Genomic DNA, 13,499 nt, shown 5'->3' on the forward strand with positions numbered 1-13,499 from the left:
TTGCGGGACATGTGGCGCGACGCGGTGTCGAGGTGCCTGGAGCCGCTTTTGTCTACTCAACCGGATCAGCGGCGGCCCCATCGACGTTACCGCAGGCGGGCCAGTAGGGCTGCCGGTTGTTCGTCCATCTTCGTCAAAAATCCACCGTGGCGGACGCGAACACCGCGCGCGGCGCGCCGAGCGAGATCGTGCCGTACGAGGCGACACCCGCCCAGTACTTGCGATTGAACGCGTTGAGCAGGCCGGCGCGGAACGTCGTCGACTTTCCATGGATCGACGTGGTGTAGCGCGCGCCGAGATCCACGGTCGTCCACGACGGCACCGACTGTGTGTTCGCCTGATCGAAGTATTCCTGTCCCGTGAAATTGACGCCGCCGGTCAGCGTGAGGCCAGTTACCCACGGAAGATCCCATTCGGTACCCACGTTGGCCATCCATTGGGGCACGCCGACGGGGCGGTTCCCGACCGTCGAAGCACTGTTGGTCTTCGTGAGTTCAGCATTGATGTAGGTGACGCCGCCGAGCAACCGGATACCCTTCACCGGCTCGCCTGCAAACGTCAATTCGAGCCCCTGGTTGCGTTGCTCGCTGTCCACCGCGTAAACCGTGCCATAGAGCTGGCCGCTCGGCTTGGTGATACGGAAAGCCGCGAGCGTTGCCATGAGGCTGTGATAGTCGAGCTTCACGCCAACTTCTTCCTGCTTTGCCTTGTACGGTGCGAATACCTGGCCCGCGTTCGAGGCCGTGGTCGGGGCGATGTCGCCGCGGCTCAGACCTTCGACGTAGTTCGCGTAGAGCGAGACATGCTCGACCGGCTTGAACACGATGCCCACGAGCGGCGTCACCGCGCCCTTGTCGTACGAAGACGACTTCGCGCCGGTGGTCGTGTTGAAGTTGTCGGACTGGACCTGCTGCTGCCGCACGCCCGCCGTAAGCTGCACACGATCATTGAGGACGCTCAGCGTATCGGCGAGCGCCACGCCGTAGAGCTGCGAGGACGATACCTTGGGCACGCGCGAGGGCGAGGCGATGTCCTGTTCCGGACTGGCGATCGGCGAGTAGAGGTTCGACAGGATCGCCGTGCCTGAATTGCTGCCGTTGGCGATGCGATCGCCGTATATGCTCGCCATCAGCGTGAGCGAGTGCGAGACCGGGCCGGTGTCGAAATGTGCACGCGCGCCGGTGTCCGCGCTCCAGCGATTGACCTGGAATTTCCAGTTCTGCGGCGTCGAGCGCGTGTCGCCTGCCGCGTTCAGGATGGTCGGTGTCTGGTCGGAGAGGCGCGAAACGTCGGTTTTTGCGGTGCCGGCATCCGCGAATACCGTGACGCTCCGGGTTGCGTCGTATTCGGTATGCAGCAGCACGGACTGATCGAGCGACTTCCACCATCCCCAAGACTGCGTGACATTGCGCGCACCATCGGGCGCAGACGGCACCGCGATGCCCGAAGCGAGCAGGAACGGACGAGTCGGCGCATCGATCCACTGATACTGCTCGATGAAATCGAGCGTCGCGCGAAAGCGTTCCCCCTGATAGTCAAGCGAAAGCGCACCGACTTCCGCGCGCGATTTCTGGTTGTCGAGCGGCGTGCCGCCTTGACGGTGCAATCCGTTGAAACGGATGCCGAACTGGCGCTCGTTGCCGAACCGGCGGCTGATGTCGACGTGTCCGCCGACCTGCGAATCCGAGGTGTAGTCGAGGCCCGCGCGCGCGAGGTCCTGATCGAGCGGCCGCTTCGGCACGATATTGACCACGCCGCCTACTCCGCTGTTCGGCGACATGCCGTAGAGCAGGGCGGCCGGTCCCTTGATCACCTCGACGCGCTCGACGTATTCGGGAAAGACGTGATAGTTCGGTACGACGCCGTAGACGCCATCGAACGCGAATTCGCTGATGTTGCCTTCGTTAATCGGGAATCCGCGAATAAAGAACGAGTCGGTCACGCCGCCCGTCTGGCCCGTGAAGCGGATCGACGGATCCTTGTTCAGCACGTCGGCAATCGTCGCGGCTTCCTGATTCTGTATTCGCTTCGAGGTATAGCTGGTCACGCTGAAGGGCGTGTCCATGACGTTCTTGTTGCCGAGGAGCCCGACACGAGCTCCCTTTGCCACCTGGCCGCCGGCGTAGGGTGCCGGGAGTTCATCGGGTTGCGCGGCAGCCTTCACGACAACTGCGGGGAGTGTCTGCTGCGAATCCCGCGCCTCGGGCGCAGCCTGTGGGAGTTCTTCCGCATAGGAAGCCGGCGAGAAAGGCGCAGCGAGCACCCCCGTAAGAACAAGCCGTGCCGCGGTCGCGAGGATTCTGGGTTGAGGCTGCGTGGGATGCCGGACCAATTCGGCGTGAGTACAGTACGCACTGCTAACCATTTTGTTGCTTCCTTGTTCTCATCATTGTTATGGCTGACCTCATGACGCTCGATGTGACTACGCCGCGTCCGGTCCTCGGCCGTAGTCGTCTGCGTCGCTTTATGCGTGCACAGGAAAATGAGAATTATTATTATTTGTAGGGTTGTGTCAAGCGATTTCTGACGCTGGACGCGCAGATCGCAGAAATTGGAAGAAATTTCGGCGATCTTCACCAAACGCAAACCACAATCATTGTGATTGAGTGGTGTGCATGTCCCGACGAGCGTTGGAACTGACTTTAGGAAGACAATTGCAATATCACCTGTCGCAGCTCTTCGACGAGTCCTGGCCTGTCCGGTTCCACGGCGAGTGCGGCCGTCAGGAAGAACCTTCGCAGAACGTGCCAGAGTCGGTCAATGTCGCGGACACTTGATGGCGTGGTACAGCCTGGCAATTTGAATGATATGAACGCCCCCACCTAGTCGCAAGCTTCGCGTGATCGGCTCGATGTTGGCGGCAAAAAGCCGTCGATCTGGGATTCAGGCTGATCATACTGGTTCACTCAGCGAACCGAAGGGGATCTGTCATGGCGCATACGATTGTGGGCGTGGACATTGCAAAAAACGTGATGCAGGTCCACTGGGTGGACCCAGACACCGGTGAGGTCGTGAACCGGTCGGTCAAGAGGGCGGCGTTTCTTCAGTACTTTGCGAATCGGCGGCCGTGCCTCGTCGGGATGGAATCCTGCGGCGGATCACAGCACTGGGCTCGGCGGTTGATTGAAATGGGGCATCAGGTCAAGTTGATGCCGGGGAAGTTCGTCAAGGCTTTCAACATCCGCAATAAGAACGATGCTGCCGACGCGCGTGCGATCTGGATGGCTGCCCAGGTGGACTGCAAGGCAGTTGCCGTGAAAACCGAAGCCCAGCAGGCCGTGCTTGCCCTGCATCGTATGCGTCAGCAACTCGTTAAATTCCGCACGATGCAGATCAACAGTCTTCGCGGGCTGTTGAGCGAGTATGGTGAAGTGATGGGATGCGGTAGGGCAGCGCTCGACAAGGCAATAATCGAGATTCGGGAAAGGTTGTCAGGACGCCTCCCCGCAATGTTGATCGATACGCTGGCAGAGCAATGGAGAGGTCTGGACGCGATCGACAAGCAGATTGGTCAGATCGAGCGGCGGCTTCGGGAATGGATGAAGAACGATCAAGCAGACAAGGCAATCGCGGCAATCCCAGGTGTGGGGTTGCTCACCTCGACGGCGGCAGTAGCAACAATGGGGCACGCTGAAGCATTTAAATCCGGCCGCGAGTTTGCCGCATGGTTGGGTCTCGTGCCGGGACAGACTGGCTCCGGCGGAACCGTCAGGCTACGAGGAATCAGTAAGCGCGGTGACACGTATCTCAGGACTTTGCTGGTACATGGAGCGCGCAGCATTATCTATAAGGCCAAAGAGCCCGGGCAATGGGTCACGCAGATGAAGCAACGGCGTCCGTTGAATGTAGTAATCGTTGCCATGGCCAACAAACTCGCACGAATAATCTGGGCGGTCCTGGCGCATCAACAGCCATACCGTGCAGATCACGCGTGCAAGAGACCGTCATGATTCGATCACGGTGTCTACTGCCTTCTCTTTAAAGGGGTGGAACGTCAAAAGTTGCGGCGGCATTCGAGTGTGATGACAGATCGGGTTGGACCCGGGACTCACAAAGCCTGAATTTAGGTTTGAGCTTCTTAAGCTCGCGATTTGAATGAGGCGTGAGTCCGCGGATTTCATAGTGGCCCGCAGCGAAGCTGAAGCTGCACAGAGAGGCCGGATGTAGACGTGCAGCCCATCCCATTCGTCAAAACCTCGAACACCTGGGGCAAACGGGGGCGTTCATGTAGACATAAATATAATGATCGCTTTTTGCTTTGTAGTCCTATATTTTGGATCGAAGCGGAGATGACGTCGCGAGGCGATCTGGCCTCAAGGCCGATTACGCTTATGAAAGCAGTGGTCGTGAGTGTTAAATTTGCGAGCGCTGTTGGCGAATAAAGGGCTGGATCAACACTTTTTTAAGCGGTCATGTGTCAAAGCGACAGCAGTTGCCTGTCTTTGCTGTCATTACGGGGTGTGGGAGGCGGATTTCGCGGCTCAAAACGACAAGAATTGGTTGGAAAACAGCGACATTAATTGGTGAGCTCTACAGCAACAGCGTTGAACCTGCTGGAGAGCATCGAGGTTGAGGTCGGATTCGATAGCGATGATCAGGAGAGCGTTGAGCAGGCGATTCTTGCCGTCGAGGAGGCGATCAATACTCGCTTGAGGGGGCATCGGGGCAACGCACGGATCGAATCAGCGATCCTTCGCGTTAAGTTCGACTTCCGGTGCGCAATCCTTGATCAAGCCTTGTCCGACGAGGCCGCTGTTGATGCGATGAACAGTGTCCACACCCTGCATTGATCATTGCGGGTCCATAGGGGTAATCGTTCGACTCGCGCGAAACGTGGCATTCTTTCGAAAAAAGAGCCGATTGGTCAACGGTTTACGAATCCGGCGATTGCACAAGAACAGCGAGATTGCGCGGGCTTTCTGTTAGTGGTCTCGCAGCTCACCGCCAGATCTTGCACGATTCGAACGATTAACCCATTACGGGTTCAAAGCTTCAAATCCCGACCTTTCTCTCGAGATGCAAATCGTGGGACGTGCTGCAATACGGCGTCAGCCAGTTTCTCACTTGACGCCTGACCGCAGTCATCAAACGTTCGTCCGATACTTCAAAAAAACGCAGCCTGATAGATCTTCGGTGTAACACCGGTTTGTTGCTTGAACACGCGCGTGAAGTGCGACTGGTCCGCAAAGCCCGTTAGCGCACTGGCCTCGGCAATGGGCCGGCCTTCACGCAACATCAGCATCGCGTTCCGTACGCGCTCCTGCTGCTGAAAGGCATGTGGACTCAGTCCAGCCTCGCGTACGAAAGCGCGCAGCAGTACAAACGGGGTGACGTGAAACTCGGCGGCAAGCGTGAGCAGCGTCACTTTCGCATGCAGGTCGTCGCGCAAGCGGTTTTTCACTGCCTTCACTAGTGCTGGTTCATTACGCACGACGGGCAGGTCGCGGGCATGGCCCGCATGCCGGGCGCACAGACCCGCGATAGCGCTCGCCAGTGCTTCGCTGCGCTTGAAACGGTCGTCGTCCTTTTCGGAACACCAGTTCACGCCGTAGAGGTGCTGCGAGAGTTCTGCGTCGACGATAAACGGGCTCTTCGGTTCGAATCGCTCACGCCGGGCAATGCCGAGCTGGTCGCAATAGGCAGCCAGGGCAGCGGGCTGCACGTATTCGACGCGCATTTTCCACCGACCTTCGCCGGACGCTGCACCGGAATGCACGACATCGGCATCGATCACGATGACGTCGCCGCGGCGGCATATGCGCCGCTGGTCCCGAACCTCGACTGCGAACGCTCCGCCCGTAATCACAGCGAGACAAAGTGTCTCGTGTGCGTGAGGCGGATACCGGTGGCCGACGAACTGGCCCTTGAGCATGACGGCGTCCATGACGTCCGGCGCGCGCCAGAGTTTGATTGAACGACTCGGTGTATCGGCTCTCATGATGCGATGGACCGTGCTAGCGGCTGAAAGATCTCATCATATTCCTCGAGTCTCGGCATCGGAATAACGGGTTGTTTATCGAGACTGGCGACGAATTCGCACCAGCGTGCCAGCGTGTCGGCCCGCTGTGCGTCCGGGCAATACGGGATGTGCCAGGCAAAGAACGGCTCGACCACGTCATAGCCGACATATCCCAACGTGCCCTGCAGCAGGTGGCGCAGCATGCCCCCCGCCAGTTCACCATGAATGGCCTGCGGGCCGAACATGTGCTGCCGACCCCCGAGGCTCACGCCGATCACAGCGCGCTTGCCGACCATGCCGCCGCGGCCATAGATGCGCTTTCCGCCATATAGCGCACCCGACAGGAAGCATCGGTCAATCCAGCCTTTGATCAGGGCGGGCACCGAGAACCAGTAGAGCGGAAAAACCAGCATCAGCGTGTCGCTTGCGAGCAGCGCATCGACCTCCCGCCGGACCTCGGGCGCAAGCGTGTTGCACTCGAGCGCGCGACGCTGCTCCAGTGCGTAGACGAGGTAGTCGCTGTTGGCACGTTCCGCGAATTCGCTGCCGCGAACAACGGGATCGAAGTTGAGCGCGTAGAGGTCCGAAAAGCTCACGTCGTCGCCGCGCAACTCTAGCACGCGTCGGGCTTCGTGGGCCATCGCCGTGCAGAAGGAGCGCGGCTCCGGGTGGGCGTGGACGATATGAACTTTAGCCATGAGTCTTCGATGCCTTCGCGGCAGCGGGAATGAAGATATTGAGTTGGGCAACTTCCCTCTCGATTGCTTCGCGGCCCGGCAACGTACTTGCCTCCTGCAACAGGTGCCGCGTGGCGTGCAAGGCTTCCGGCGGTTTGGCCGCAAGGCGCGCCGCGTAGTCGTTTGCCGCAGCGAGCACTTCCGCGTCCGGCAACACGCACGAAACAAAGCCGTGCCGCAATGCCTCTGCTGCCGGTATCGGGCGGCCGCTCATCAGCCAGTCCCGCGCAGCAAGATCGCCCACCCTGCGTGCCAGCAACGCCGTTGCGCCGGCTTCGGGAACAATGCCCAGATCGGCGAACGGAAATTTGAATATCGTGCTCTCGCCTGCGACAACCCAGTCGGCGTGCAGCAGCATCGTGGCGCCGAATCCCACTGCCGCGCCGGTGACTGCGGCCACCAACGGCTTCGGTTGCTCCGCGAACGCAACAATGCACCGCCTGACCGCACCGTCCTCGGCTTGCGGCCACAGCGTGCCGAACGCAACGATGTCGTGGCCCGCCGAGAAATGGGGGCCGATGCCATGTACCAGCACGCAATGCACGTACGGATCGTCTTGCGCACGGCGCAGGGCGTTCGCCAGCGCACCGAACATCGCTTCGTCGAGCGCATTGCGCTTGTCGGGGCGGTTAATCGCAATGGACGCGACCCGGTTGCTAAGCTCCAAAGTGATTCTGGTTTCCGTCATGCCGTCTCCTCCTGAAGAAGTTCCTCTGGAAACCATGCTACGAGCTTCGGCCCCCAATGTATTGGACGATTTTGCAGCAAATAAGAAGGCTTATCGCATAACGATTTGGTTTGCGCATCCGGGTTGATCTCCACTGGCCTACGAAGTGGCTTCTGAGGCCTAGTGCCGTCAATGCGATTACTGGACTTGCCATTTTTCGATTCCGATGAGTGTGCGCGTTCAGCAGATGTACTTCGACGTACTGTCAGCGGATGGATCTTTCGCGAGCCATCAGATCGCAATCGCCGATAGCGTGAAGGGAGGAAGGTTGACTTAGGACTTTGAAAAGATGGACAAGATCTAAAGGAATTGAAAACTAATTCACACGATCTATCTAGGCTAGATCTGCACAACTCGTTTTCAGATCGCTGATCTTTAGGCCGCTGACGCGTATCAGCCGTGAGCGTTTGCTGGCAGGTTGGTAGCGTGAATCAAAAAGAAATGCTGTAAATCAGGCGCTTGCCAGAGGAGATTGTAGGCGGCATCGCTTTGCCCGCTCGAAATACGACCACACATTCTGCCGTATGCCCCGTAACCTTTGCGTATTCACCACCGAATTCACATTGCTCTTACGGAGCCCAAGATGACTGACTTATCGACGGGGACACTCTCGATCCTTTCCTCGGATCAGACGCGGGTCGACGAAGACCCACAGGAGACCGCCGAATGGCTCGATGCGCTGGATGGCGTGGTCCGGCATGCGGGCGCAGAACGGGCGCAGTACCTGTTCAATCGGCTCGCGGCCCACGCTTTGTCGAACGGTATCTCAACGGCGCGCCTGAATATCACGCCCTACGCGAATACAATTGGCGTCGATCAACAGCCTCCCTATCCCGGCGACCTCGAAATCGAAGAAGAACTCGCCGCTGCGCTGCGCTGGAATGCGCTGGCCATGGTGATACGGGCCAATCAGGCGTACGGTGAACTGGGCGGCCATATCGCCAGCTATGCGTCGGCCGCCGATCTGTTCGAAGTGGGCTTCAATCATTTCTTTCGGGGGCCGGACGATGCTCACGGCGGCGATCTAGTCTATTTTCAGCCTCATTCGGCGCCGGGCGTCTACGCGCGGGCTTACCTCGAAGGCTTTCTCAACGAGACGCATCTCGAACATTACCGACAGGAAATCACCGGTGCGGGCCTGTGTTCCTATCCGCATCCGTGGCTGATGCCGGACTTCTGGCAGTTCCCCACCGGCTCGATGGGCATTGGTCCGATCAACTCGATCTACCAGGCGCGCTTCATGCGTTATCTGCAGAACCGCGGACTGCAACGCACGGAAGGCCGCAAAGTATGGGGCTATTTCGGCGACGGTGAAATGGACGAACCCGAGGCGATCGGTGCGCTCTCGCTGGCGGCGCGCGAGGGACTCGACAATCTCGTGTTCGTGATCAACTGCAATTTGCAGCGGCTCGACGGACCGGTGCGCAGCAATGGCCGCATCATCGACGAACTCGAATCACAGTTCACGGGGGCAGGCTGGAACGTCATCAAAGTGCTGTGGGGTTCGGACTGGGATACCCTGTTCGCACGTGATCGCACAGGGGCGTTGGTGCGCGCGTTCTCACACACCGTGGACGGCCAGTTCCAGACTTTTTCCGCCAACGATGGCGCCTACAATCGCGAACGTTTTTTCGGGCAGAACCCCGAGCTGGCTGCGCTCGCAGCGCATCTGAGCAACGACGATATCGACCGCCTGCGACGCGGCGGCCACGATGTGCGCAAGCTGCACGCGGCCTACGAAAAGGCGTCGAAACACAGCGGTCAGCCCACGGTCATTCTCGCGAAGACAATGAAGGGCTTCGGCATGGCTTCGATCGGCCAGGGACGCATGACCACGCATCAGCAAAAGAAACTCGACATCGACCAGTTGAAGGCGTTTCGCGACCGCTTTCGCCTGCCACTCTCCGACGCTGATGTCGAACAAGTGAAGTTCTACAAGCCCGAAGAAGGCAGTGCCGTCATGGAGTATCTGCACGCGCGTCGGGCGGCGCTAGGCGGTTACCTTCCCAGAAGGCGCATAGCGGCGTCGCACACGCCGGCCGTGCCCGCGCTACCGTCGTGGGGGCAATTCGCGCTGGACACGAACGGCAAGGAAATGTCGACCACGATGGCGATCGTGCGCATGCTTGGCAATCTGCTTAAGGATGCCGCGCTGGGCCCACGTGTGGTGCCCGTCGTCGCAGACGAGGCGCGCACCTTCGGCATGGCCAATCTGTTTCGACAAGTCGGTATCTATTCACCGCTCGGTCAACTGTACGAGCCGGAAGACATGGGCTCGATGCTTTATTACCGCGAGGATACTGGCGGGCAAATACTCGAAGAAGGCATCTCGGAAGCGGGTGCGGTGTCGTCCTGGATTGCTGCTGCGACGTCCTACAGCGTGCACGATCTGCCGATGCTGCCGTTTTATATCTACTACTCGATGTTCGGCTTCCAGCGCATCGGCGACCTGATCTGGGCGGCAGCGGACCAGCGCGCACGCGGTTTCCTGATTGGCGCGACGGCCGGCAAGACGACACTCGGTGGTGAAGGCCTGCAGCATCAGGACGGCACGAGCCACCTTGCGGCCTCGACGATTCCGAACTGCCGTGCATACGATCCGGCCTTCGCGTACGAAGTGGCGATGATCGTCGACGAAGGCATGCGGGAGATGATCGAGCGTCAGCGCGACGTGTTTTATTACATGACGGTCACCAATGAAAGCTACGCGCAACGTCCGCTAGCAGAAGCCGATGTCGATCGTGTCCGGCGTGGCGTGCTCAAGGGCATGTATGTACTGGAGCCGGCGCGAATCGAGAGCGCCCAGATGCAGCTTCTGGGCTCAGGCGCGATTCTCGGTGAAGTCCAGGCCGCAGCCAGGATGCTGAAAGACGACTGGCATATCGACGCGGCCGTATGGAGCGTGACGAGCTTTACCGAATTACATCGCGAGGGCGTGTCCGCGGAGCGCGCGCAGCGGCTGCTGGAGCGTGGCGAGGCCGCGGTGCCTTACGTGACGGCAGCGCTGGCCGCTACGCGTGGGCCGGTAATCGCCGCGACTGACTATGTGCGTGCCGTGCCCGAACTGATCCGTGCGTACGTGCCGTCCCGCTATGTTGTGCTTGGCACCGACGGGTTCGGGCGCAGCGATACACGTGCGGCGTTGCGGGCGTTTTTCGAAGTGGATCGCGCGTCGATCGTGATCGCCGCCTTGAAAGCACTCGTCGACGACGGCCAGCAGGATTCGGGCATTGTGCGTCAGGCAATCGACAGATATGGCCGAAGTGGAAGCGGGCTGATCGAGCCTTGGCGTGTCTAGAACGCATTGCCCGGTGAAGTCCATGAGAGCGGCGCGCGAATCGGATGTTCAAAGGCTTCGCGCTTTCATCGGTTAATCGTAGGCAATCAAGGATCAAGTGACGAGCGTCCGACTGTGTACGGGGCTCGGCACCGACTGTTGAAACGCTTGCTGTTGGAGATAAATGTGCGGGTGACACGAGTAGAAGTGCCGGATATCGGCGATTACAAGGATATTCCGGTAATCGAAGTTCTGGTGGAAGTAGGACAACGCGTTGAGCAGGAGCAGTCGCTCGTCATGCTCGAGTCGGACAAAGCGACGATGGATGTACCTAGCCCGGCCGCTGGCGTGATCAAGGAGCTCAAGGTCGCGGTTGGCGACCGGGTGTCGCAAGGCGCATTGATCGTGCTGCTCGAGAACGAGGGAGCGCGGCACAACGAGGCGGTGCCTGTGCCTGCCGCCACCGCTGCGCGCGATCTCACGCAGCCAGATGCAAATGTCACGACAGTGCCAGTGCCCACGCCCGAACTGAAATCCACGCCCGCGCCGTTGCATCGCGCCGAAGCGCACGAAGGCGAGCCGCGTCGCGAAAGCCATGCATCGCCGTCGGTGCGCAAACTCGCGCGAGAACTGGGCGTCGACATATTGCGCGTGCAGAGCACTGGTCCGAAGCAGCGCGTGACATTGGACGACTTTACCGCGTTCGTCAGGAACGCGATGACGACATCGTCCGGCACGCTCGCAGTCTCGACGCCGCCTGTCTCGGCGAACGGAGCGGAGCTGGGTCTATTGCCGTGGCCGAAAGTCGATTTTGCGAAATTCGGTCCCATCGATTCGCAGCCGCTGTCGCGCATCAAAAAGATGTCCGGCGCCAACCTGCATCGCAACTGGGTGATGATCCCACACGTCACGAACAACGACGAAGCGGATATCACGGAACTGGAGGCGCTGCGTACGCAGCTGAACAGGGAATACGAGAAGTCAGGCGTGAAGTTCACTATGCTGGCCTTCGTGATCAAGGCGGTCGTCGCCGCATTGAAGAAATTCTCGACACTCAATGCAAGCCTCGCGGCCGACAGTCTCGTGTTCAAGCAGTATTGCCACATTGGTTTCGCCGCCGATACACCGACTGGTCTCGTCGTGCCCGTCATCCGTGATGCGGATAGGAAGGGCCTCGTCGAGATTGCGAGGGAATTGGGCGAGCTGTCGAAACTTGCTCGGGAAGGCAAGCTCAAATCCGATCAGATGCAGGGCGGGTGCTTTTCGATCTCATCGCTCGGTGGTATCGGCGGGACGCATTTCACGCCGATCATCAATGCGCCGGAAGTGGCGATTCTCGGCTTGTCGCGCAGTGCGATGAAGCCGGTCTGGGACGGGCGGCAGTTCGTGCCGCGCCTGATCCTGCCGCTCTCCCTGTCGTTCGATCATCGCGCCCTGGATGGCGCGGAAGCGGGCCGCTTCAACGCGTACCTGGTTTCGCTGTTGGCCGATTACCGCCGGATGCTGCTCTGATGAATCGAACTAAAGGTCCTGCACGAGGCAGCGCTAAAGCTTCTTTCCGCTCGAACAGATATGTGCGAGCGACACATCAAGGGTTTTCATGAGCGTGACAGAGATCAAGGTGCCGGATATCGGCGATTACAGGGAAGTCCCCGTCATCGAGATCGCCGTGAAGTTCGGTGATCGTGTTGAGAAGGAGCAATCCCTGATTGTGCTCGAATCCGACAAGGCGACCATGGATGTACCAAGTCCGGTCTCTGGCGTCGTCAAGGAATTGAGCGTCCGGGTTGGCGATATCGTGTCTGAAGGCACGTTGATCGCGCTTCTTGAAGACGTTGGCGAATTGGTTGCCGTGAGTTCATTGTCGATCGCTCCAGTCCGGGCACCGGAGAACGCGTCAGCCCGGCCGCAAGGTAGCAGCGTCTCCGGTAACGCCGATATCGAATGCGACATGCTCGTGCTCGGCGCGGGCCCCGGCGGCTACTCGGCGGCGTTCCGCTCCGCCGACCTCGGCATGAAGACCGTGCTGGTCGAGCGCTATTCGACGCTCGGCGGCGTGTGCCTGAACGTGGGCTGCATCCCGTCGAAGGCGCTGCTGCACACGGCGCTGGTGATCGACGAAGCTGAAGCGCTCGGCTCGCACGGCATCACGTTCGGCAAGCCGCAAATCGACCTGGACAAGTTGCGCGACTTCAAGTCGGGCGTCGTCAAGAAGCTGACGGGCGGCCTCGCCGGCATGGCGAAGGCGCGCAAGGTCGAAGTCGTGACGGGCGTGGGCGCGTTCCTCGATCCGAACCACATGGAAGTGGTGGGCGAGAACGGCAAGAAGATCGTCAAGTTCAAGCAGGCGATCATCGCTGCGGGTTCGCAGGCCGTGAAACTGCCGTTCATGCCGGAAGATCCGCGCGTGGTCGATTCGACCGGCGCGCTGGAACTGCGTCAGATTCCGCAGAAGATGCTTGTGATCGGCGGCGGCATCATCGGTCTGGAAATGGCCACCGTCTACGCGACGCTCGGCGCGCAGATCGACGTCGTGGAAATGCTCGACGGCCTGATGGCCGGCGCGGACCGCGATCTCGTGAAGGTCTGGGAGAAGTACAACGCGAAGCGCTTCGCGAACGTCATGCTCAAGACCAAAACCACGAACGCCGAGGCGAAGGACGACGGCATCTATGTGTCGTTCGAGGGCGAAAAGGCGCCGGCCGAGCCGCAACGCTACGACCTCGTGCTGGTCGCCGTGGGCCGCTCGCCCAACGGCAAGAAGATCGGCGCGGACAAGGCGGGCGTAGCGGTGACGGA

Annotated in this window: 9 protein-coding genes; 5 read left to right on the forward strand and 4 right to left on the reverse strand. The window is 59.9% G+C overall.

Translation table 11 applies throughout. The features are described 5' to 3' along the window. Positions 1-133: 133 nt before the first annotated feature. Positions 134-2,065 carry a TonB-dependent receptor gene (locus BFD71_RS12645; RefSeq protein WP_256094647.1) on the reverse strand — a complete coding sequence of 644 codons (1,932 nt, stop codon included), beginning with the start codon at positions 2,063-2,065 and terminating at the stop codon, positions 134-136. A gap of 865 nt (positions 2,066-2,930) precedes the next feature. Between BFD71_RS12645 and BFD71_RS12650 the strand changes: the two genes are divergently transcribed. Continuing rightward, the gene (locus BFD71_RS12650; protein ID WP_069264126.1) at positions 2,931-3,950 is read left to right on the forward strand and encodes an IS110 family transposase; all 1,020 of its coding nucleotides are present in this window, start codon (positions 2,931-2,933) and stop codon (positions 3,948-3,950) included. 594 nt (positions 3,951-4,544) lie between these two features. Further along, on the forward strand, positions 4,545-4,790 hold the full coding sequence (locus BFD71_RS12655; protein WP_256094648.1) for a hypothetical protein: 246 nt from the start codon (positions 4,545-4,547) through the stop codon (positions 4,788-4,790). Between the two features lie 314 nt (positions 4,791-5,104). Here the strand turns inward: BFD71_RS12655 and BFD71_RS12660 are convergent, their stop codons facing one another. The 3 genes from BFD71_RS12660 to BFD71_RS12670 are packed head-to-tail and all read right to left on the reverse strand — an operon-like array spanning position 5,105 to position 7,384. Then, on the reverse strand, positions 5,105-5,884 hold the full coding sequence (locus BFD71_RS12660; protein WP_256094649.1) for an AraC family transcriptional regulator: 780 nt from the start codon (positions 5,882-5,884) through the stop codon (positions 5,105-5,107). A 50-nt stretch (positions 5,885-5,934) separates the two neighbouring features. Beyond that, positions 5,935-6,657, reverse strand: coding sequence for an NAD(P)H-dependent oxidoreductase (locus BFD71_RS12665; RefSeq protein WP_069264132.1), 723 nt, complete (start codon positions 6,655-6,657; stop codon positions 5,935-5,937). Next, positions 6,650-7,384 carry an enoyl-CoA hydratase/isomerase family protein gene (locus tag BFD71_RS12670; protein ID WP_069264134.1) on the reverse strand — a complete coding sequence of 245 codons (735 nt, stop codon included), beginning with the start codon at positions 7,382-7,384 and terminating at the stop codon, positions 6,650-6,652. Before BFD71_RS12670 ends, BFD71_RS12665 begins: the two co-directional genes overlap by 8 nt. A gap of 622 nt (positions 7,385-8,006) precedes the next feature. On the opposite strand from BFD71_RS12670, the gene mdeB reads away from it, so the two are divergent. The 3 genes from mdeB to BFD71_RS12685 all read left to right on the forward strand — a co-directional run. Beyond that, entirely contained in the window at positions 8,007-10,721 is a 2,715-nt protein-coding gene (gene mdeB / locus BFD71_RS12675) for an alpha-ketoglutarate dehydrogenase (RefSeq protein WP_069264136.1), read from the forward strand. Between the two features lie 138 nt (positions 10,722-10,859). After that, positions 10,860-12,212, forward strand: a complete 1,353-nt coding sequence (gene aceF / locus BFD71_RS12680; protein ID WP_176732874.1) for a dihydrolipoyllysine-residue acetyltransferase — start codon at positions 10,860-10,862, stop codon at positions 12,210-12,212. Between the two features lie 88 nt (positions 12,213-12,300). Next, a partial coding sequence (locus tag BFD71_RS12685; RefSeq protein WP_069264138.1) for a dihydrolipoyl dehydrogenase family protein occupies positions 12,301-13,499 on the forward strand: 1,199 nt, incomplete at its 3' end.

The sequence above is a fragment of the Paraburkholderia nodosa genome (assembly GCF_001718195.1).
In the GTDB taxonomy this organism is placed as follows: Bacteria; Pseudomonadota; Gammaproteobacteria; order Burkholderiales; family Burkholderiaceae; genus Paraburkholderia; species Paraburkholderia nodosa_A.

What these genes read in the sequence shown, in the direction of transcription:
- BFD71_RS12645 (WP_256094647.1), bottom strand. Translation starts at nt 2,065, where the DNA reads ATGGACACGCCCTTCAGCGTGACCAGCTATACCTCGAAGCGAATACAG.
- BFD71_RS12650 (WP_069264126.1), top strand. Translation starts at nt 2,931, where the DNA reads ATGGCGCATACGATTGTGGGCGTGGACATTGCAAAAAACGTGATGCAG.
- BFD71_RS12660 (WP_256094649.1), bottom strand. Translation starts at nt 5,884, where the DNA reads ATGGACGCCGTCATGCTCAAGGGCCAGTTCGTCGGCCACCGGTATCCG.
- BFD71_RS12665 (WP_069264132.1), bottom strand. Translation starts at nt 6,657, where the DNA reads ATGGCTAAAGTTCATATCGTCCACGCCCACCCGGAGCCGCGCTCCTTC.
- BFD71_RS12670 (WP_069264134.1), bottom strand. Translation starts at nt 7,384, where the DNA reads ATGACGGAAACCAGAATCACTTTGGAGCTTAGCAACCGGGTCGCGTCC.
- mdeB (WP_069264136.1), top strand. Translation starts at nt 8,007, where the DNA reads ATGACTGACTTATCGACGGGGACACTCTCGATCCTTTCCTCGGATCAG.